17 protein-coding genes are annotated in these 20,541 nt (G+C 56.2%); 12 read left to right on the top strand and 5 right to left on the bottom strand.

Annotation, left to right across the window (positions count from 1 at the left end; translation table 11 throughout):
• Positions 1-61: 61 nt before the first annotated feature.
• From TU76_RS14505 to TU76_RS14495, 3 genes are read left to right on the top strand one after another with little or no spacing between them, the layout of a single operon-like run.
• Positions 62-1,216 carry an efflux RND transporter periplasmic adaptor subunit gene (locus TU76_RS14505; RefSeq protein ID WP_019827131.1) on the top strand — a complete coding sequence of 385 codons (1,155 nt, stop codon included), beginning with the start codon at positions 62-64 and terminating at the stop codon, positions 1,214-1,216.
• A gap of 2 nt (positions 1,217-1,218) precedes the next feature.
• Positions 1,219-4,320, top strand: a complete 3,102-nt coding sequence (locus tag TU76_RS14500; RefSeq protein ID WP_048351922.1) for an efflux RND transporter permease subunit — start codon at positions 1,219-1,221, stop codon at positions 4,318-4,320.
• 52 nt (positions 4,321-4,372) lie between these two features.
• Entirely contained in the window at positions 4,373-5,008 is a 636-nt protein-coding gene (locus TU76_RS14495; RefSeq protein ID WP_019827133.1) for a DUF1345 domain-containing protein, read from the top strand.
• Positions 5,009-5,048: 40 nt separating this feature from the next.
• Here the strand turns inward: TU76_RS14495 and hppD are convergent, their stop codons facing one another.
• On the bottom strand, positions 5,049-6,125 hold the full coding sequence (hppD, locus tag TU76_RS14490; RefSeq protein WP_019827134.1) for a 4-hydroxyphenylpyruvate dioxygenase: 1,077 nt from the start codon (positions 6,123-6,125) through the stop codon (positions 5,049-5,051).
• Positions 6,126-6,461: 336 nt separating this feature from the next.
• Between hppD and TU76_RS14485 the strand changes: the two genes are divergently transcribed.
• The 3 genes from TU76_RS14485 (at position 6,462) to TU76_RS14475 (ending at position 9,718) form a co-directional block, all read left to right on the top strand.
• A complete protein-coding gene (locus tag TU76_RS14485; protein WP_048351921.1) occupies positions 6,462-8,009 on the top strand; it encodes an EAL domain-containing protein in 1,548 nt (515 codons plus the stop codon).
• A gap of 235 nt (positions 8,010-8,244) precedes the next feature.
• The gene (locus TU76_RS14480; protein ID WP_019827136.1) at positions 8,245-8,604 is read left to right on the top strand and encodes a histone-like nucleoid-structuring protein, MvaT/MvaU family; all 360 of its coding nucleotides are present in this window, start codon (positions 8,245-8,247) and stop codon (positions 8,602-8,604) included.
• Positions 8,605-9,151: 547 nt separating this feature from the next.
• On the top strand, positions 9,152-9,718 hold the full coding sequence (locus TU76_RS14475; protein WP_019827137.1) for an isochorismatase family protein: 567 nt from the start codon (positions 9,152-9,154) through the stop codon (positions 9,716-9,718).
• 41 nt (positions 9,719-9,759) lie between these two features.
• Here the strand turns inward: TU76_RS14475 and TU76_RS14470 are convergent, their stop codons facing one another.
• Positions 9,760-10,251, bottom strand: a complete 492-nt coding sequence (locus TU76_RS14470) for a hypothetical protein (RefSeq protein ID WP_046810772.1) — start codon at positions 10,249-10,251, stop codon at positions 9,760-9,762.
• A gap of 317 nt (positions 10,252-10,568) precedes the next feature.
• On the opposite strand from TU76_RS14470, the gene gloA reads away from it, so the two are divergent.
• A complete protein-coding gene (gene gloA / locus TU76_RS14465; protein WP_019827139.1) occupies positions 10,569-11,090 on the top strand; it encodes a lactoylglutathione lyase in 522 nt (173 codons plus the stop codon).
• Positions 11,091-11,145: 55 nt separating this feature from the next.
• Here the strand turns inward: gloA and ahpF are convergent, their stop codons facing one another.
• The 3 genes from ahpF to TU76_RS14450 form a co-directional block, all read right to left on the bottom strand.
• Positions 11,146-12,708 (bottom strand): alkyl hydroperoxide reductase subunit F, encoded by a 1,563-nt coding sequence (ahpF, locus tag TU76_RS14460; protein WP_019827141.1) that lies wholly within the window; start codon positions 12,706-12,708, stop codon positions 11,146-11,148.
• 126 nt (positions 12,709-12,834) lie between these two features.
• Positions 12,835-13,398 carry an alkyl hydroperoxide reductase subunit C gene (gene ahpC, locus TU76_RS14455; RefSeq protein WP_016780891.1) on the bottom strand — a complete coding sequence of 188 codons (564 nt, stop codon included), beginning with the start codon at positions 13,396-13,398 and terminating at the stop codon, positions 12,835-12,837.
• 192 nt (positions 13,399-13,590) lie between these two features.
• On the bottom strand, positions 13,591-14,529 hold the full coding sequence (locus tag TU76_RS14450; RefSeq protein WP_019827144.1) for a site-specific integrase: 939 nt from the start codon (positions 14,527-14,529) through the stop codon (positions 13,591-13,593).
• A 178-nt stretch (positions 14,530-14,707) separates the two neighbouring features.
• Here TU76_RS14450 and TU76_RS14445 point away from each other — a divergent pair, with 178 nt between their 5' ends.
• From TU76_RS14445 to efeO (TU76_RS14425), 5 genes are all read left to right on the top strand, one after another.
• Entirely contained in the window at positions 14,708-15,718 is a 1,011-nt protein-coding gene (locus TU76_RS14445; RefSeq protein ID WP_048351920.1) for a DNA-binding protein, read from the top strand.
• A 266-nt stretch (positions 15,719-15,984) separates the two neighbouring features.
• Complete coding sequence (gene efeU, locus TU76_RS14440; RefSeq protein ID WP_046810775.1) at positions 15,985-16,827, top strand: iron uptake transporter permease EfeU; 843 nt, start codon at positions 15,985-15,987, stop codon at positions 16,825-16,827.
• 8 nt (positions 16,828-16,835) lie between these two features.
• Positions 16,836-18,029 carry an iron uptake system protein EfeO gene (efeO, locus tag TU76_RS14435; RefSeq protein WP_048351919.1) on the top strand — a complete coding sequence of 398 codons (1,194 nt, stop codon included), beginning with the start codon at positions 16,836-16,838 and terminating at the stop codon, positions 18,027-18,029.
• A gap of 17 nt (positions 18,030-18,046) precedes the next feature.
• Positions 18,047-19,366 (top strand): iron uptake transporter deferrochelatase/peroxidase subunit, encoded by a 1,320-nt coding sequence (gene efeB, locus TU76_RS14430; protein ID WP_048351918.1) that lies wholly within the window; start codon positions 18,047-18,049, stop codon positions 19,364-19,366.
• 25 nt (positions 19,367-19,391) lie between these two features.
• Positions 19,392-20,216, top strand: coding sequence for an iron uptake system protein EfeO (gene efeO, locus TU76_RS14425; protein ID WP_019827151.1), 825 nt, complete (start codon positions 19,392-19,394; stop codon positions 20,214-20,216).
• Positions 20,217-20,541: the final 325 nt, after the last annotated feature.

Here is a 20,541-nt window from a genome sequence, read left to right as displayed (position 1 = left end):
CTTGCGTGCTGCGCTTAGCATGCCTACAGAAACATCCCGCTTATTTAAGAAGGCACGATCGTTGAAAAAGCTCTTCGCCCCGCTATTCCTTACGGCGCTGGCCCTGGCCCTCAGCGCCTGTGATAAAAGCCCGGTCGCTGAAACCCAACCGCCTCTGACAAAAGTTCGCACCGAAGTCATCGCCACCGCGCCCCTGTCCGTCAGCAACGAGCTGAGCGGCCGGGTGGTTGCCCCCCGCGTGGCGCAAGTCAGCGCCCGGGTTGCCGGTGTCGTGCTCAAGCGCGTATTCACTGAAGGCTCTGAGGTCAAGCAGGGCGATGTCCTGTTCTTGATTGACCCGGCACCCTTCAAGGCCGATCTGGACAGCGCACTGGCAGCCTTGCGCAAATCCGAAGCCGTTGCATTGCAGGCAAAACTGCAAGACCAGCGCTACCGCGAACTGATCGAAATCAACGCGATCAGCCGTCAGGACCATGACAACGCACGCGCGGCGGCACAGCAGGCCAATGCCGACGTTGCTGCCAACCAGGCGGCTGTTCAGCGCGCCAGGCTGAACCTGGGTTACGCCACCGTCACAGCGCCCATCTCGGGTCGCATTGGCCGCGCACTGGTCACTGAAGGTGCTCTGGTCGGTCAGGGTGAAGTCACCCCGCTGGCCCGTATCCAGCAACTCAACCCCATCCATGTCGATCTGACCCAATCCACCCGCGACCTGGATAACCTGCGCGAAGCATTCCGAGCCGGGGAGTTGCAGCAAGTCGGCAAGCAACAAGCCAAAGCCACATTGATTCGAGACAACGGCAGCCTTTATCCGCTACCGGGCAAACTGCTGTTTACCGATGTAGCGGTTGACCCGAGTACCGGGCAAATCATTCTGCGCAGCGAATTCCCGAACCCCGACTATGATTTGTTGCCCGGCAGCTTTGTGCGGGTGCGCCTGGAGCAGGCGTTCAAAAAGGAAGGCATCAGCGTTCCGCAGCGCGCAATCATGCGTGACAGCGCGGGGATCGCCCAGGTGCTGTTGATCGATGCCGACAACCGTGTGCACTTGCAGGCGGTTCAGCTAGGCAGCGCTCAGAATGATCGCTGGGCCGTCACCTCAGGCCTCAAGGCCGGTGATCGCATCGTCACCGAAGGCCTGCAGCACGCCCGCCCGGGCGAGCGCGTACAAATCGATGACCCGACACTCCCTCTCGCACACTCCACGGATCGGTGAGCATGCCGCAGTTTTTTATCGACCGCCCGGTCTTCGCCTGGGTCGTTGCGTTGTTCATTCTGCTGGCGGGGGCTTTGGCCATCCCGCAGTTGCCAGTAGCCAAATATCCCGACGTGGCACCGCCACAGGTTGAGGTTTACGCCATCTACCCCGGCGCTTCGGCCCAAACCCTGGATGAAAGCGTCGTCAGCCTGATCGAGCAAGAGCTCAACGGTACCGATGGCTTGCTGTATTTCGAATCCCAGAGCAGCCTGGGCAGTGCCAGCATTACCGCGACCTTCAAACCCGGTACCGATCCGGAGATGGCGCAGGTCGATGTACAGAACCGTCTCAAAGCGGTGGAGTCACGCCTGCCCCAGGCGGTCATTCAACAAGGCCTGCAGGTCGAGAAAATTTCCTCGGGCTTTCTGATGCTGGTGACCTTGACTGCCGACAGCACCAGCGCGCTGGATGAGGTCGCCCTCAGCGATTACCTTGCGCGCAACGTGATGAACGAAATCAAGCGCATCGACGGGGTCGGCAAGGCCCAGTTGTATGGCGCCGAGCGTGCCATGCGCATCTGGATCGACCCGCAGAAGCTGATCGGTTTCAACCTCACCCCGGCCGACGTCAATCAGGCGATCGCCAATCAAAACGCACAGGTTTCCGCGGGCAGCATCGGCGATTTACCGGGGCGTTCCACCCAGGAAATTACCGCCACGGTACTGGTCAAAGGCCAGCTGTCGACCCCGCAAGAGTTTGGCGACATTGTGCTGCGCGCCAACCCGGACGGTTCGACGGTACGCATCAGTGATGTGGCCCGGGTCGAAATCGGTAGCCAGGAATACCAATACGGCACCCGTCTGAACGGCAAGTCGGCCAGCGCGTTCAGCGTGAAACTGGCCCCGGAGGCGAACGCCCTGAATACGGGCAACTTGATCCGCGCCAAGATGGACGAACTCAGCCGCTATTTCCCGGCCGGTGTTGAATACACCATTCCGTATGACACCACGCCGTTTGTGAAAGTCTCGATCACCAAGGTTATCTACACCCTGGTCGAGGCCATGGTGCTGGTGTTTGCGGTGATGTACCTGTTCTTGCAGAACATTCGCTACACACTGATCCCGACCCTGGTGGTACCGGTGGCGCTGATGGGAACGTTCGCCACGATGCTGGTGCTGGGTTTCTCGATCAACGTACTGACCATGTTCGGTATGGTGCTGGCCATCGGGATTCTGGTGGACGATGCGATTGTTGTGGTTGAAAACGTCGAGCGGATCATGGTCAGCGAAGGGCTTTCGCCACGGAAGGCAACTCGCAAGGCGATGACCCAGATCAGTGGCGCGATTGTGGGCATCACCCTGGTGCTGGTGGCCGTGTTTATTCCAATGGCGTTCATGCCGGGCTCCGTCGGGGTGATTTACCAGCAGTTCTCACTGTCGATGGCGACTTCGATTCTGTTCTCGGCATTTTTGGCGCTGTCTCTGACCCCGGCCCTCTGTGCAACCTTGCTCAAGCCCATCGCCAAGGGTGAGCATCATGCCAAGGGCGGTTTCTTCGGCTGGTTCAACAAGAAGTTCGAGCGCCTGTCAGAAGGTTACGAACATTGGGTGGTGCACCTGATCAAACGCAGTGGACGCTACCTGCTGGTATACGGTGCCCTGCTGGTGATTCTGGTGGTGTGCTTTGCACGCCTGCCCTCCTCCTTTTTGCCAGTGGAGGACCAGGGTTACACCATCACCGACATCCAGCTGCCGCCGGGCGCCAGCCAGAACCGCACGATCAAGGTGGTCGAGCAGATTGAGGCACACAACGCCAGCGAGCCGGGCGTGGGTAATACCACAATGATCCTGGGCTTCAGCTTTTCGGGTAGCGGACAAAACGCAGCGCTGGCCTTTACCACCCTCAAAGATTGGTCCGAGCGTGGGGCCCAGGACTCGGCATCCGCTATCGCTGATCGCGCCAATGGTGCTTTCAGCGAGCTCAAGGACGCCGTTGCCTTTGCCATCCTTCCACCTCCGGTCAGTGGCCTGGGGACGTCCAGCGGTTTTGAATTTCGTCTGCAAGACCGTGGCGGTGTCGGCTATGACAGGCTGATGCAAGCCCGTAGCGAGTTGCTTGAGCTGGCGGCTAAAAGCCCCGTGCTGGCCAATGTGCGCGAAGAAGCGCTGGCAGAAAGCCCGCAAGTGCAACTTGAGGTCGATCGCAAACGTGCCAATGCGCTGGGTATTTCCTTCGCTGACATCGGTGCCGTGCTGTCAACGGCCGTGGGCTCGGCCTATGTCAACGACTTCCCGAATCAGGGCCGCATGCAACGGGTAGTGGTTCAGGCTGAAGGCGACCAACGGAGCCAGGTCGAGGACCTGCTCAAAATGAATGTGCGCAACGATCTGGGCAAGATGGTCCCGCTCTCGGCCTTTGTCGAAGCCCGCTGGATCCAGGGCCCGTCCCAGCTGACGCGTTACAACGGTTACCCTGCGATCAGCATTTCCGGCGAATCGGCTGCGGGGCACAGTACCGGCGAGGCGATGGCTGAAATGGAGCGCCTGGTCAGCCAGCTGCCGACAGGCCTTGGGCTTGAATGGACAGGTCTGTCGCTGCAGGAACGGGTGTCCGGAGCGCAGGCACCGATCCTGCTGGCATTGTCACTGCTGATCGTGTTCCTGTGCCTGGCGGCACTGTACGAAAGCTGGTCAATCCCGACTGCCGTACTGCTGGTCGTGCCGCTCGGGGTGCTGGGTGCGGTGCTGGCAGTCACGTTGCGCGGCATGCCCAACGATGTGTTCTTCAAAGTGGGCCTGATCACCATAATTGGCCTGTCGGCAAAGAACGCCATTTTGATCATCGAGTTTGCCAAGACCCTCTACGACGAAGGTCATGATCTGGTGGACGCTACCGTGCAAGCTGCCCGCCTGCGACTGCGCCCGATTGTGATGACGTCACTGGCGTTTATCCTGGGCGTGGTGCCACTGGCACTTGCAACCGGCGCCAGTTCCGCCAGTCAGCAAGCCATCGGCACAGGGGTTATCGGCGGCATGATCGTCGCAACCTTGGCCGTGGTGTTCGTGCCGGTATTCTTCGTGGTGGTAATGAAGCTGGTAAGAAGCAAACCGCGTCAGGGCTAACCCCCGGCAGTGCGTGCTAAGGTGCTTGTAAACTCAGTAACAGGGAATGTTTATGTCGCACCTTGCACGCACCCACCCCCGCTTGACCTTCGCCACTCTGGTCGGGCTGGCAGTTGGCGTTTTCGCTCCGGCCGCCACAGTGACCACCAAATTTCTGTTGGGCTGGAACATCGCTGTATGGCTGTATCTGGCGTTGACGATTTGGCTGGTGATCCGCTCCAAGGCCTGTGACGTGAAAAGCACGGCTGAAGTAGAAGATGAAAATGCCAGCATGGTGTTGATTACCGTATGCATAGCCGCAATTGCCAGCCTGGCGGCCGTCACCCTTGAGTTGTCGGGCAGCATTGTCACTGATACCGATCGCCTGATTCATTACGGCTTTACCGGGCTGACGGTGGTGGGTTCGTGGTTGATGATCGGAGTCATTTTCAGCCTGCATTACGCTCGACTGTTTTATAACAATGACGGGCCGGAGCCGGCGCTGCGCTTCCCGGAGGGATTGCTGGACCCGGACTACTGGGACTTTCTGTACTTCTCGTTCACCCTCAATGTTGCGGTGCAGACAGCCGACGTGAGCATCGCCACCCGCGAAATGCGCAAAGCAGTGCTGGGCCACTCATTACTCGGCTTTTTATTCAACACGGCAGTACTGGGGTTTACGATCAATATTGCGGCGGGATTGTTTTAGAAGTCGGGTAGCCGCCGGACAGGGTCCGGCGGCCCTTCCTTTAGTCGGTGCTCAGCACGCCACGACGCACCTGGTCACGCTCGATGGACTCAAACAGCGCCTTGAAGTTGCCTTCGCCAAAGCCATCATCGCCCTTGCGCTGGATAAACTCGAAGAACACCGGGCCCATCAGGGTTTCCGAGAAGATCTGCAGCAGCAGGCGCTTGTCACCCGATTCTGAAGAACCGTCCAGCAAGATGCCACGCGACTGAAGCTCTTCAACCGGTTCACCGTGGTTCGGCAGGCGGCCTTCAAGCATTTCGTAGTAGGTTTCTGGCGGTGCAGTCATGAAGCGCATGCCGATTTTCTTCAGGGCGTCCCAAGTCTTGATCAGGTCATCACTGAGGAAGGCAACGTGCTGGATGCCTTCGCCGTTGAATTGCATCAAAAATTCTTCGATCTGGCCCGCGCCCTTGGACGACTCTTCGTTCAACGGAATACGGATCATGCCATCCGGTGCGGTCATGGCCTTGGAGGTCAGGCCGGTGTATTCGCCCTTGATGTCGAAATAACGAATTTCGCGGAAGTTGAACAACTTCTCGTAGAAGTTAGCCCAATACGCCATGCGGCCGCGATACACGTTGTGAGTCAGGTGATCGATGATCTTCAGGCCCGCGCCTACCGGATGACGGTCTACGCCTTCGATGAATACAAAATCGATGTCGTATATCGAGTTGCCTTCGCCGTAACGATCTATCAGGTACAAGGGCGCGCCACCGATACCTTTGATTGCAGGCAGGTTCAGCTCCATCGGGCCTGTAGGGATATGGACTGGCTGGGCACCCAACTCAAGCGCACGGGTATAGGCTTGCTGAGCATTGCGCACACGAAAGGCCATCCCGCATACCGAAGGGCCGTGCTCGGCCGCGAAATAGGACGCGACGCTGTTGGGTTCGTTGTTGAGGATCAGGTTGATATCGCCCTGGCGATACAAGTGCACGTCCTTGGAGCGGTGGGTTGCCACCTTGGTGAAACCCATGATTTCAAAGACAGGTTCAAGCGTGTTGGGTACAGGGGATGCGAATTCGATGAATTCAAAGCCCATCAGGCCCATTGGGTTTTCGTATAGATCAGCCATTTTAGGCGCCTCATCATGGTCATTTTTAGAATTAACAGGGGTTATATGCTAAGAATGCTGAGGCTGGCAGGTGGCGCGCAGGAGATCCCGCGCACACTGCGCGCAAGGAAGTCACCGTAGATCAATTGGAACCCGAATCGCTTCATTTCGATCCATCTCTTACGCGGTAGGGCTTCTGCTTTCAGAAGTCGTTATTCTTGTATGCGTAAGCCGATTCTACATGGCGTAATCTTGTTTGTCTTACCCATTGTAAAATAGCCCGCCCGTACTGCTACCCTTTTCCTACTGTTCTCTAGCGTGCACCCAAGCCCCACCTCTGTGTTAGCAGGATTTTGAATGCCACTCACTTTAAAGATGAGCCGTAAATGGACCGACCGCTATGCGCTGATTGTGCTAAGTGGGCTGTTGCCAGTCGTGCTGGGGGTCTTGATTATTGTCTGGCAGGCCAACCGCTCCTTGAAACTTGAGGCTACTCAAACGGCCCAGGAAGCAGTCCGTCAATTTGACTTGATGCTGGACAATGCAGCCCTTGCCGCCGATGTCGTCTTGCCGCTGGCGGGTCAGGATTGCGCCCAGGTTGAGCTCGCCCTACGAGAACAGGTCACGCGTCGCCCCTTTGTTCGCTCCGTTAATCTGGTGTGGGACAACCAAATTTACTGCACGTCTTTATTTGGCAATTACAAAGAAGCGGTCAACCCTGCCAATTATGCTGGGGGCGTACTGTGGCTGATGCCGGGCACCATTGTTACGCCCAATGACCCTGTACTGGTTTACCGTCAGGCCAGGGACAAGCGCGGGGCGTTGATCAGCCTGTATGGCTTTCATCTGGTCAACGTACTGGGCTTGATCAATCACAAAACCCAATTATTAATCTCCGTGGGGGATGCCTGGATCGATCGTTATGGCCAGGTACGCACGACGCAGCTTCCACATTTACCGGTGGCACAAACTGCAGTGGCTTCACTCGAGTTCCCCTACCGAGTTATCGCAGGCTTTAACCAGGGCGCAGTCTGGCGACATGTCACTGTGGAATACCCCGGCTTTCTGGGTTTATTGATCTTCCTGGGGGCTGTTTCTGCAGCAACCGTTCACAGGCTTCAACAACGCTCCTCCTCACCTTCGAGTGAAATGCAGCGCGGTCTGGAGGCGGGCGAGTTCATTCCTTACTTTCAACCCGTTGTGCGGGGTGATACCAAGCAGTGGGCCGGCGCCGAAGTATTGATGCGCTGGCAACACCCCACAGAGGGGTTGGTTCGCCCCGACCTGTTTATCCCTTTTGCAGAACACTCGGGGTTGATTGTGCCCATGACGCGCTCGCTCATGGAGCAAACATCACGACTGCTTGCACCCCACTCCAGCAACATGGGGCCTGGCTTCCATATAGCCTTCAACATAGCCGCCCACCATTGTCATAACCTGGAACTGGTTGAAGACTGCCGTCGTTTTCTGGAAGCTTTTGCGCCAGGGCATATCAATCTTGTTCTGGAACTCACCGAACGCGAGTTAATCGTACCGACTGCAACCACCCATGAATTGTTCAGTCAATTGCACACACTGGGGGTCATGATTGCCATTGATGACTTTGGTACGGGTCATTCGAGCTTGAGTTACTTGCGTGAGTTCAACGTCGACTATTTGAAAATCGACCAGAGTTTCGTCGCCCTGATTGGTGTCGATGCCCTGTCCAGGCATATTCTGGACAGCATCATCGAGTTGAGTGCCAAGCTTGACCTGGGGATTGTTGCCGAAGGTGTTGAAACACAAGAGCAAAGCGAATACCTGGCCGCTCAAGGGGTAGATTTTTTACAAGGCTACCTGTTTGCGCGACCCATGCCCCCTGGCGAGTTCATCGAGGCGTTACGGGCACGGTTAACCTCCACTTAATAATTAAGCGTGCTGTTTGAAACTTTTTCAAACAGCACGCTTATAGCACTTGGCAGCGTAGGAATTAACAACTACAATTTTTTTGTCCGAATACGAACTTTTAATTGTTTGCATCACTGGATGCGCTCCCAAGGGTCAAACTCCTGGGGGGCTCGTTCTGCAAATCTTGTGCATTCCAAACATCATTAATTCGCTTCGGTTTCATCGCACCGAACCTACGAATGGAGTAATGACTTTGTCTAGACTTGCTGAGTTTCGCGCTGCTGAAAAAGCGCTACAAGAACAGCTGGCCCAATTGGAAGCCTTGAAAAATGATGCCGGACTGAAAAAAGAAATCGAGTTCGAAGAGAAGCTTCAAGGCCTGATGAAAACCTACGGCAAAAACCTTCGGGACATCGTTGCCATTCTTGACCCGAACCCTTCTGCGTCAAAGGGTTCATCGGCCCCTAAACAGCGTAAGGCGCGAGTACTCAAGGTTTACCAAAACCCCCATACCGGCGAGCTGATCGAAACCAAAGGTGGCAACCATCGTGGCTTGAAAGCCTGGAAGGAAGAGTACGGCGCAGCCACGGTAGATACCTGGCTTCGTGCATGAAGTCCATCAGTGACAACAGCCCTGCCCTTGCAGGGCTTTTTTTGTACCGCTGTTAGTCGCTCTCAAAATGCTCAACTATAAAGACTTAACTTTATACAGAACTGTTCAACTGATCGTGACATGAAGAGTTCCGTTATTTTTGGTCTGTCATTAAAACATCGACCTTGCGCCCTTGCGGAATCACTCCAGACATCACGCCCATTACGCGCACTTGTTTTGCTGCATAACCCGGCTCACATATTGATCAGCACTCAATGCCGCGTAGGAAAAGTCGTATTCTGCAACCCGCGCGGCCGAAAGGGACGGATGGAGCAAGATGCTTCACAATTTTTTCACATGGTTGGTCACAGGATAGAGGCTGCTAAAGGACTAGCGCCCCATGCCCGCTTCGGCGGGCTTCTTTTTGCCCGAAATTTGTCCACCCCCCACGAAAGTGTCCGGCCAGGGCACCCAGACGCCCCAGCTACAGGCACAATGATGGGCATCTGCTGGCAGCGGCTCAGCTCAGCACACTCGGCCTACTGCCACAAAAAGGAAATGAGATTGCATGAAGGATCAATCTGGCTCTATCCCCCTTGTTATCCTTGATGTTCAAGATGCCATTGATCGCCCGAACTGGGATGGCAAAAATAATCCGGAGTATTTGACGGTAATTCAACGCCTGCTTAATCACTGGCGCTCAAACGGTTGGCCGGTTCTTCACGTGAAGCACGATGAGCAGACGCCTGCATCTAGCTATTACGTTCATGGCCCCTGGAATGAAATAAAGAAAGACGTTGCCCCGATACAGGGAGAAACCGTCATCACCAAACAGGAGAACTGCGCCTTCATTGGCACAGAATTAGACGCCACTCTTAAAAGGATGCAAGTAAAGCGTCTGGTGCTGACGGGTGTTGTGATTCACAACAGCATGGATGCCACAGTCCGTGCGGGAAAAGCGCTCGGTTACAGCATCATCCTTCCGTCCGACGCGACGACAGCCGTACCCGTCATCGGGGCGCATGGAAAGTCGTGGGACGCCACAACCGTTCATGAATTAACCCTGGCAATACTCGGTGATGAATATGCCGATGTCATGTCATCGCACGAAGTGATCGCAAAGTTCACTCTATGAAGTTATGCAGTACCCACTGTTGCGATAGCCATTGAGCTATGTCACTCGCCCGCTGAACAGATCGCAAGCACTCGCTCATATATTGATGCATCCCGAGTTATCAATAGCAGGCCTGGACAGGCACCCAGCAGAGCATGCACTGGCTGCATATCTTCAATTTGTGACCAGAACCCGTTGACCTTGTCGCACTCTGTGAAAGGTTGAAATGCGATAGCGCTGCTAAATCTGGAGAGCCTGGCCCGATCTGGTAAACACTCAAAAACATACCATTCATCAAAGCCTGGTGTAGGCAACTGTGCGATATCCGTAATCATAGGACTAATCGCCAAGTCACCTAATCGCTGCCAACCGCGAGCGATCTCGGCAGCACTGATGTTATAGGGCCCGCTATCCGACCAAGCGATGGCCACATAACGGCCCAGCACGAGCTCAGGAACCTGGCGAATGACGTCGCCCAGATTTACGTCGCGTCCATTGTTCCAGGCGAGAGTGCTGTAACCCGCGTGCGTCCCGGCATGTAGTTCAGTTGCCATATAAAATCCTTTGAAGATCAGCTGTGGAGCAGGTGCGGCGACCTGCCGTTTGGCATCATGTAGAGTCTTTAGCGATACCCGCACCGCAAGCTTACGGGCAAGAGGTCTTGCTCAGATCAGCCGGCATCCATCCATAGCGGGGGCAATAGATGATTGATCTCACAGGCCTTCTGCGTCATCTGCTCTGCGACCGCCACCTCGTACCAATAGCCCTTTGCCCATGAAAACAGGTTTGGCGCACGACTTCACATTCCGTATCATTCTCCCATCACGCTCATCGTAGCGACCGATCACCCAGCATCATTTTCGGAGGGTTCATGAGCCTGCAAGACCTGAACAACATCCCTGGCGTTACCGCCACCCCTGATAGCGCTACCCAAAACTTCGTGTTCAACCACACCATGTTGCGCGTCAAAAACATCGAGAAGTCCCTCGATTTTTATACCCGCGTACTGGGCTTTTCACTGGTTGAAAAGCGTGACTTCCCTGAAGCCGAATTCAGTCTGTATTTTCTGGCGCTGGTCGACAAGGCCCAGATCCCGGCAGACGACGCAGCACGCACGCTGTGGATGAAGTCCATCCCCGGCATTCTGGAACTGACCCACAATCACGGCTCGGAAACCGATGACAGCGTCGTCTACCACAATGGCAATACCGATCCCCGTGGTTTTGGCCATATCTGCATTTCGGTGCCGGATATCCGTGCCGCATGCGAGCGCTTTGAAACCTTGGGCGTGGACTTCCAGAAGCGCTTGAACGACGGCCGCATGAAGTCCCTGGCATTCGTTAAAGATCCGGACGGTTACTGGGTAGAAATCATCCAGCCGCAACCGATGTAAATACCGGACGCAAAAAAAACCCATGATCGCTCATGGGTTTTTTTATTTGGCTCGCTTATTCAGGCGCAGAAGAGCGGATCAAGTGATCGAACGCACTCAGCGAAGCCTTGGCGCCCTCACCTACCGCGATCACAATCTGCTTGTACGGTACGGTGGTCACGTCACCGGCAGCGAAAATACCGGGGATGGACGTTTCACCGCGAGCATCGACTATGATCTCACCGCGAGGCGAAAGCTCGACCGTACCCTTAAGCCAATCGGTGTTGGGCAACAAACCGATTTGCACAAAGATGCCCTCAAGCTCCACGGTATGCACCTCACCCGACTGCCGATCCTTGTAACGCAGGCCGTTCACTTTCTGCCCGTCGCCAGTCACCTCGGTGGTTTGCGCATGGGTGATGACCTTCACGTTAGGCAGGCTGTGCAACTTGCGCTGCAATACGGCATCGGCGCGCAACTGGGTATCGAACTCAAGCAGGGTTACGTGGGCAACAATACCTGCCAGGTCAATGGCCGCTTCAACACCTGAGTTACCACCGCCGATCACTGCAACACGCTTGCCTTTGAACAACGGACCATCGCAGTGTGGGCAGTAAGCAACACCACGGCTACGGTATTCCTGCTCGCCCGGCACGTTCATTTCACGCCAGCGGGCACCGGTGGCCAAAATCACGGTCTTGGCCTTGAGCGAAGCGCCGCTGGCGAATTTAACTTCGTGCAACTCGCCCGCCTTGCCGGCAATCAGTTTGTCCGCGCGCTGCAAGTTCATGATGTCGACGTCGTATTGTTTGACGTGTTCTTCAAGTGCACTGGCAAGCTTTGGACCTTCAGTTTCCTGAACCGAGATAAAGTTCTCGATGGCCATGGTATCCAGCACCTGACCACCAAAACGCTCAGCGGCAACGCCGGTACGAATGCCTTTACGTGCTGCATAAATCGCCGCCGCAGCACCCGCCGGGCCGCCACCGACCACCAGCACATCAAAGGCTTCCTTGGCGCTGATTTTTTCGGCCTGACGCTCCACGGCGCTGGTGTCCAGCTTGCCGAGAATCTCTTCCAGCCCCATGCGGCCCTGGCCGAAGTTAACCCCGTTGAGGTAAACACTTGGCACCGCCATCACCTGACGTTCGGTGACTTCGTCCTGGAACAACGCGCCGTCAATCGCTACGTGGCGAATGTTCGGGTTTAGCACTGCCATCAAGTTCAGCGCCTGAACAACATCAGGACAGTTCTGGCAAGACAGCGAGAAATAGGTTTCGAAGTTGAACTCCCCTTTAAGGGCGCGAATCTGTTCAATCACTTCGGTACTGGCTTTCGATGGGTGGCCGCCCACTTGCAGCAAGGCCAGCACCAGCGAAGTAAATTCGTGGCCCATCGGAATACCTGCAAAACGCAGGCTGATATCGCCGCCCGGGCGGTTCAGCGAGAACGACGGCTTGCGCGCATCGTTACCGTTGTCCAGCAGGGTGATCATGCTGGAAAGACTGGCGATTTCCTTTAGCAGGTCGTGCATTTCACGGGATTTCGCACCGTCGTCGAGCGAAGCAACGATCTCGATCGGCTGTGTGACCCGCTCCAGGTATGACTTCAACTGAGCTTTTAGATTGGCGTCCAACATACGGGCGATCTCCTTAATACTGAATTCTGTGTAAAAAAACGCCCGAGCGAATGTCGCCCGGGCGTTTTGAGGGCGATGCTGCTGACTACTTAGGTGCGGTTCACCGCCCTTGGATGCTTCACAGACTTAGATCTTGCCGACCAGGTCCAGCGATGGAGCCAAGGTGGATTCACCTTCTTTCCATTTAGCCGGGCAAACTTCGCCTGGGTGAGCCGCAACATATTGAGCAGCCTTGATTTTGCGCAGCAGCTCGGATGCGTCACGACCAACACCACCGTCGTTCAGCTCAACGATCTTGATCTGACCTTCCGGGTTGATCACGAACGTACCGCGGTCAGCCAGGCCAGCTTCTTCGATCAGTACGTCGAAGTTACGGGAGATGGTCAGCGTAGGGTCGCCGATCATGGTGTACTGGATCTTGCCGATGGCTGGCGAAGTGTTGTGCCAGGCAGCGTGGGCAAAGTGGGTGTCAGTCGACACGCTGTAGATTTCCACGCCGAGTTTTTTGAACTCTTCGTAGTTGTCAGCCAGGTCTTCCAGTTCGGTTGGGCAAACGAAGGTGAAGTCGGCTGGGTAGAAGAACACGACAGACCACTTGCCTTTCAGGTCAGCGTCCGAGACTTCCACGAAGCTGCCGTTTTTGTAGGCAGTTGCTTTGAACGGTTTTACTTGGCTGTTGATGATAGGCATCGTTGACTCTCCGTCAGGGTTGAAAAGTTGATGAGGTGAATCCTAACAACACATTCCGTATCTGGCTCATTGGCAAAGCTGATGCTGCCGATTGGTTTTAGCTATCAGGTGACGCTATAGATAGAAGAAAGCTAATGCTAAAACATGCCTTCTAACTATGGGCCACCGCTCAGGCTTTCAACTTGACACGGATCAGTTACCAATTTGTTTCTCGGCCATCATGCTCATCCCCGTAAACGGGGTCGCTTCAACATAGCGCATGGCTGACTTGACGTCCTTCCAGCCGACATAATTCATCAGCGACTTTAAATCCCAGCCACTTTGATGCGCCCATGTTGCAAAACCGCGACGCAGCGAGTGACTGGTGTATTGCTCGGCAGGGATGCCGGCGCGCTCCAGTGCCTGGCGCAGCAGTGGAATAACGCTGTTGGCGTGCAGCCCCTCCTCGCCCAGATTGCCCCAGCGATCAATCCCGCGAAACACCGCGCCACGCACCAGGGCTGCCGTATTGAGCCACTCGATATAGGCCCGCACCGGGCACAGACGCAAGAGCGCCGGAGTCTGAAAGGTCTTGCCCAGGTTGTCGCGGTCGCTCTTGCTGCGGGGCAGATACAGCGTAATGCCCGCACCCGGGACAGCCTGTACGTGCTCGACCTGCAAACGGCAAAGCTCATCGCTACGAAACCCGCGCCAGAACCCCAGCAAAATCAGGGCAGCGTCACGCCTGGCGCGCAACAGCCCTGGTTGATCCGCGCTGGCTTGCGCTGCCTGCGCTTCGCCTTCAAGCCAGTCGACCACCTGCTCCAGATGCTGCAACTGCAACGGTTCGGCCTGCTTTTCCTGAGCCGGATGCAATGCGCGGATGCCCTTGAACACCTTGCGCACTACCGGGGCCTTGGTGGGATCGGCAAATCCCTGACTGTTGTGCCATTGAGCGATCGCCGACAGGCGCAGCTTCAATGTGTTGATCGAGAGCTGTCCGGCGTGAGCCACCAGATAGCGCGCCACGCTGTCGCTGGTGGCCGGAAGGAATCCGCCCCAGGTGACTTCGAAATGCTCAATGGCCGCCCGATAGCTACGGCGGGTGTTGTCTCGGGTCGCGGCGTTTAAGTAGCGATCCAGCTCGCTCATGGGCAGTTCTCTTGATTGGCGTACTGAAAACGGGCCTTAAACACAGTTAAAAGGCTCTAACACGGGATAATACCAGTATATCCCGTGCCTTGAATTGCAAATAAAGACAAACCAAAATGACTCATATAGTATGTATATACATGATACATACCACAGTACAAAATCGTAGGAGAATGCCATGGCCCGTGGCGGCGTAAACAAAGCGGTAGTCCAAATTGCACGCACGGCGATCCTGGCCCGCGGTGAACACCCGAGCATTGATGCGGTACGTATCGAGATGGGAAATACCGGATCGAAAACCACGATCCATCGGTATTTAAAAGAGCTGGACGAGGTCGACTCGCGCCGCGGGGCGCCTCAGGAACAGATAGGCGATGAGCTGACCGAACTGGTCGCCCGCCTCGCTCAGCGCCTGCAGGATCAGGCGCAAGAGCCGATTGACCGCGCCCAGGCTCATTACGAGCAGCTGAAAATCGAGTTGCAGGGGCAGCTTGGCGAGGCGCAAAACGCCCAGGCGCTGCTTGAGCGACAGCTTGAGATACAAGGCACGGCACTTAACCAGGAAACCGTCAACCTTGAAGCCACCCGCTCCATGCTGCAAACCGAACAAACTCGCAACGCGGCTCTGAATCAGGCTTGCAGCGACTTTGAGCTACGCCTCAAGGACCGTGACGAGCAAATCCGCTCGCTGGAAGAAAAACATCTGCACGCCCGCGATGCCCTTGAACATTACCGCAGCGCCGTCAAGGAACAACGGGAGCAGGATCAGCGTCGCCATGAAGGTCAATTGCAGCAAGTGCAAATGGAACTGCGCCAGGCTCAGCAGAGCGCACTGGTACGCCAGGATGAAATCACCCAGTTGCATCGCGACAACGAACGCGTACTGAGCGAAAGCCGAGCCCTGAACAAAGAGCTGAACCAGGCCAACGACCAGCAACACAAGCTGAGCAACCTCAACGGACAGTTGACTGGGCAACTGAGCCAGCTGCAAAACGAATGCACCCTGCTCCAGGAACGCTTGCGGGTGGCTACCCAGGAAAGCGAAGGCTTGAAGCAAGCGCAGAGCCAGGCGCAAGAAACCACAGCCACTCTGACACTCAGAGCAATGACCGCCGAGACGGCACTTGAATCCATGAAAGCGCATAACGAGCAATCAGAACCAAAAGTCAACGAGGCGAAAAAGCCATGATGATGCTGATGAGCCGGCTCTGCTGAATCACCGCATCGATACCCTCGCGACCAAGCCCGCTCCCACAGCTTTGCGTTCCTAGTGGGAGCGGGCTTGCTCGCGATACAGGCGACCGGATTTGTCTGAAGCAATGCATTGAGTCCATTGACCTGGTGCAGCCTTTCGTTCAGCCAATGTTCAGCAAATGCAATCGATTCTTGTTTGGCAATACGTATCAATATGTTACAAGTTAGCCCCCTAACTAATTAGTGACACGGGCTTTCTCCATGCTGGTTCCATTTCTGATCATGCTGCGCGAAGGTATCGAGGCCGCACTTATCGTCGGCATCATTGCCAGTTACCTGAAGCAAACAGGCCGCGGTGAGTGGATGCCCGCCGTGTGGATCGGGGTCTTTCTGGCTGCCGCCCTGGCGCTGTTAGTGGGCGGTGGGCTTGAGCTGATGAGTGCCGAGTTCCCGCAAAAACAACAGGAGTTGTTCGAAGGCATCGTTGGCCTGATTGCCGTCGGCATTCTCAGTTCGATGGTGTTCTGGATGCGCAAGGTGGCGCGCTCAATCAAACACTCCCTGCACACGTCCTTAGACCAGGCACTGGCAGGCTCAAAGCATCAAGTCACTGCCCTGATCGCCATGGTGTTCTTTGCTGTCGCCCGCGAAGGGCTCGAAACCGTTTTTTTTCTGCTCGCCGTATTCCAGCAAAGCGAAGGCCCTGCTGCACCGCTGGGCGCCCTGCTCGGCCTGGCCCTGGCCATCTGCATTGGCTTTGCAATTTACAGCGGCAGCATGCGCCTGAACCTGGGTCTGTTCTTCCGCTGGACAGGGCTTTTTATTCTGGTGGTGGCCGCGGGCATCCTGGCCAACTCGGTGCAGGCCCTGCATGAAGCCGGTCTGTGGAATCACCTGCAAGACGTGGTGTTTGATATCAGCACTCAGTTGCCAATGGACGGCCCACTTGGCTCAGTGCTAGCGGGCATGTTTGGCTATCAGGAGGCCCCGACAGTGAGCGTCCTGGGGGCCTATGTGATTTACCTGGCAGTCACGCTGGGGATGTTCTTGCGCCCGCCAGCACCTGCAAAAACAGTCCATACCTCTTCTGTAACACACCCATAAGGTCAAGCATGCCTACCCCTGCAAGCGGTACACCCCCACGCGCGCTGCGCTGGGCGGTGGCCGGCTCGGTGATCGTGATGATCGCTGCCGGCGGGTTGTTCTACTACGCCTCGCAACTGGCTGCGGCCAAGCGTAAAACTCACAACGACCAAGTCACGGTCACCATTCACCCCCATAGCTGTGAACCCAATGCACTCACCGTACCGGCCGGGCTCAATAGTTTTCGCATCGTCAACGCGTCAGAACGGGCGGTCGAATGGGAGATCCTCGACGGTGTGCTGGTCGTTGAAGAGCGTGAAAATATTGCTCCGGGCCTGAGTCAGGTGATCAACGCAACATTGGCGCCAGGGGATTACGCCATCACCTGCGGCCTGCTCAGCAATCCCCGCGGCACGCTGCATGTGACACCCACCGCAGCGTCCGAGGCCAGCGCCAATGCGCGACCGTCAATGGTGGCGTTTATTGGCCCCCTGTCGGAGTTCCGGGTTTACGTGAGCCGCCAGAGCAGCGTGCTGATCAAGGCGGTCGATGCACTGTCCCAAGCCATTGGAGCCGGTGATCTTGAGCAGGCGCAAGCCTTGTACACACCTGCCCGCGTCGCCTACCAACGCCTGGCCCCGGCTGCGCAGCGGTTGGCCGAGCTGGACAACGCCATCAACGCCCGCGCCGACTATTTCGAAAAACGCGAGTCAGACCCTGGCTTCTCCGGATTCCATCGCCTGGAGTACGGCTTGTTTGATCAGCGCAGCACTGAAGGCCTGGCACCGATCGCCCAACGATTGCAAGCCGATACCGTGCAGCTCAAACAACAGTTATTGGCCCAGTCGCTGCCGCCGGAACAGTTGGTCAGCATTGTTGCCCGCACCCTCCACACTTTGGCTGACACCCGTGCCAACAGCGGCGAGGAAGAACGCTACAGCCATATCGACCTCAATGGTTTTGCCGCCAACCTTGAAGCTACGCGCAAGGTGGTTGACCTGCTGCGCCCATTGCTGACCAAAAAAAATCCCGACCTGCAACGCAACATAGACAGTGCCAGCGCCTCGCTTGAAGCCGAACTCAACGGCCTCAAAACATCGCAGGGTTACCGCACCTACGACAGGGTCAGTGCCGAACAACGCCAACACATCAGCAACAAGGCCAAGGTTCTGGCCGATGAACTCGATGGAATCGATCCCGCCCTCGGCCTAAGCGGCCTGTAATTGCAGACGAGACGCACATGAGTGATTCAGAACACACCCCTACCCCTTTCAACCTGCAACGCCGCCGTATCCTGATGGGCATGGGGGTCGCAGGCGCTGCATTGGCCGGTGGCGCCCTGAGCTGCCCGGCCATGGCTGCGGGCAGCCCGGCAGATGCCCAAGTCACGCAGGCACCGAGCAGCGACAAGACGCTGGACCATCACGACTTCCATGGTCAGCATCAAAACGGCATCGTCACTCCGCGCCCGGCCGCGGGCATGCTGGTCTCGTTCGATGTGCTCGCCACTGATCGACAAGATCTGGAGCGCCTGTTCCACACCTTGAACGAGCGCATTGCCTTCCTGATGAAGGGCGGGACCGTGCCCCTGGTTGACCCCAAGCTGCCACCTGTAGATTCCGGCATTCTTGGCCCCGTTGTAACCCCGGACAACTTGACCGTCACGGTGTCAGTCGGCGAGTCACTGTTCGATCAGCGATTCGGCCTGAGCCAGGTCAAACCCAAGCGTTTGAGCCGCATGCAAGGCTTTCCCAACGATGCATTGGAGCCCGCGCAGTGCCACGGCGACTTGAGCCTGCAGTTTTGCGCCAATACCGCCGATACCAATATTCACGCCCTGCGAGACATCGTGAAAAACCTGCCGGACCTGCTCCTGGTGCGCTGGAAACAGGAAGGCACTGTTCCGCCACAAGCTCCCGCCAAGCCCGGCGTACCCGCTCAAAGCGCCCGTAACTTTTTGGGCTTTCGCGATGGCTCCGCCAACCCCGACTCCAACAACAATACGGCCATGAACCAGATTGTCTGGGTCCTGCCCGGCAGCGACGAACCACAGTGGGCGGTCAATGGCAGCTATCAGGCGGTTCGTATCATCCGCAACTTCGTTGAGCGTTGGGATCGAACGCCGCTGCAAGAGCAAGAAAGCATCTTTGGTCGCAGCAAGGCCAGCGGTGCGCCCATGGACGGAATCCGGGAAAGCGATGTACCTGACTACAACAAGGATCCACACGGCAAAATCACCAAGATGGACGCCCATATTCGCCTGGCCAACCCGCGCACCGCGCAAACGCGCAACAGCCTGATCTTGCGCCGCCCCTTCAACTATTCCAATGGCGTCAACAAGAACGGCCAGCTGGACATGGGGCTGCTGTTTATCTGCTACCAACGGGATCTGGAACAGGGCTTCATCGCCGTGCAAACCCGCCTCAACGGTGAGCCGCTGGAGGAGTACCTCAAGCCAGTAGGCGGCGGTTATTTCTTTACCTTGCCGGGGGTGCGCGACGATCAGGATTTCATTGGCCGCTCGCTGCTCGATGCAGCCACACCCCTTACCCGCACCTGAACCTCAATCAACCGGATAAAGTCCCATGAAGAAGACGCCGCTCGCACTGTTACTGGCCATAGGCTTGCTCCACACCCCGCTCTCGGTACTGGCTGCAACCGCGCCACTGGATTTGGTGCAGCCTGTTTCGGACTACAAGATCTACGTCACCGAGCAACTGGACGAGTTGGCCAGCAACACGCAAAAGTTCACAGACGCGGTCAAGAAAGGTGACCTGGCAACGGCCAAAAAACTCTATGCCCCCACCCGGGTGTACTACGAGTCCATCGAGCCCATTGCCGAGCTGTTCAGCGACCTTGACGCGTCGATCGACTCCCGGGTCGACGACCACGAAAAAGGTGTGAAGGCCCCTGATTTCACGGGATTCCACCGCATCGAATACAGCCTGTTCTCCGAAAACAGCACACAGGGCCTGGATCAATTGGCCGACGGCCTGAACAAAGACGTAAAAGACCTGCAAAACCGTGTCGAAAGCCTGACCTTCCCGCCCGAAAAAGTTGTCGGCGGCGCAGCAGCGCTGATGGAAGAAGTGGCTGCCACAAAGATTTCCGGCGAAGAAGATCGTTACAGCCACACCGACCTCTATGACTTTCAGGGCAACGTAGACGGCGCGAAGAAGATATTCGACTTGTTCCGCGCGCAGATAGAACAGAACGACAAAGCCTTTGCCGCCAAAGTCGACAAAAACTTCGCCACGGTGAACTCCATTCTGGCCAGATACAAAACCGCCGACGGTGGTTTTGAAACCTACGACAAGGTCAAAGACAACGATCGCAAGGCACTGATTGGGCCGGTTAATACGCTGGCAGAAGACTTGTCGACCCTGCGCGGCAAGCTGGGATTGAACTAAAAGGCCATTATTCAGCGCCAACCGGTGTGACCTATGTCACACACCCGCAGGTTGGTGCTGTGGCATTTTTGCCATCAACAGTGCACAAAATGCCATTACGGCAGGGCACTGTTACTAAATGTCATACAGCTCTTGATATAAACCACTAACAAGCAATAAGCCCCCAAAACCTTCAAAGATAACGTGAAGACCCTGTAAAACCGTTCCTGAATAGCACCTGTCTACCAATTAGAAACATCCCCTGTTGATCTAACTTTCATAGGTTTTTCACAATTCTGCGTTTACCGTATGTACTTCCTAGCAGACAAAAGATCAGCTAGTTTGT

It is taken from the genome of Pseudomonas psychrophila, from assembly GCF_001043005.1.
GTDB lineage: Bacteria > Pseudomonadota > Gammaproteobacteria > Pseudomonadales > Pseudomonadaceae > Aquipseudomonas > Aquipseudomonas psychrophila.
This window is presented reverse-complemented; position numbering and strand designations above follow the sequence as displayed.

Excerpts from the sequence above, each read along its gene's own strand:
- ahpF (WP_019827141.1), bottom strand. The coding sequence starts at position 12,708 with ATGTTGGACGCCAATCTAAAAGCTCAGTTGAAGTCATACCTGGAGCGG.
- efeO (WP_048351919.1), top strand. The coding sequence starts at position 16,836 with ATGCCTACCCCTGCAAGCGGTACACCCCCACGCGCGCTGCGCTGGGCG.
- TU76_RS14495 (WP_019827133.1), top strand. The coding sequence starts at position 4,373 with ATGTCGCACCTTGCACGCACCCACCCCCGCTTGACCTTCGCCACTCTG.
- TU76_RS14475 (WP_019827137.1), top strand. The coding sequence starts at position 9,152 with ATGAAGGATCAATCTGGCTCTATCCCCCTTGTTATCCTTGATGTTCAA.
- TU76_RS14500 (WP_048351922.1), top strand. The coding sequence starts at position 1,219 with ATGCCGCAGTTTTTTATCGACCGCCCGGTCTTCGCCTGGGTCGTTGCG.
- gloA (WP_019827139.1), top strand. The coding sequence starts at position 10,569 with ATGAGCCTGCAAGACCTGAACAACATCCCTGGCGTTACCGCCACCCCT.
- efeU (WP_046810775.1), top strand. The coding sequence starts at position 15,985 with ATGCTGGTTCCATTTCTGATCATGCTGCGCGAAGGTATCGAGGCCGCA.
- TU76_RS14470 (WP_046810772.1), bottom strand. The coding sequence starts at position 10,251 with ATGGCAACTGAACTACATGCCGGGACGCACGCGGGTTACAGCACTCTC.
- TU76_RS14485 (WP_048351921.1), top strand. The coding sequence starts at position 6,462 with ATGCCACTCACTTTAAAGATGAGCCGTAAATGGACCGACCGCTATGCG.
- ahpC (WP_016780891.1), bottom strand. The coding sequence starts at position 13,398 with ATGCCTATCATCAACAGCCAAGTAAAACCGTTCAAAGCAACTGCCTAC.
- efeB (WP_048351918.1), top strand. The coding sequence starts at position 18,047 with ATGAGTGATTCAGAACACACCCCTACCCCTTTCAACCTGCAACGCCGC.
- TU76_RS14445 (WP_048351920.1), top strand. The coding sequence starts at position 14,708 with ATGGCCCGTGGCGGCGTAAACAAAGCGGTAGTCCAAATTGCACGCACG.
- efeO (WP_019827151.1), top strand. The coding sequence starts at position 19,392 with ATGAAGAAGACGCCGCTCGCACTGTTACTGGCCATAGGCTTGCTCCAC.
- TU76_RS14450 (WP_019827144.1), bottom strand. The coding sequence starts at position 14,529 with ATGAGCGAGCTGGATCGCTACTTAAACGCCGCGACCCGAGACAACACC.
- hppD (WP_019827134.1), bottom strand. The coding sequence starts at position 6,125 with ATGGCTGATCTATACGAAAACCCAATGGGCCTGATGGGCTTTGAATTC.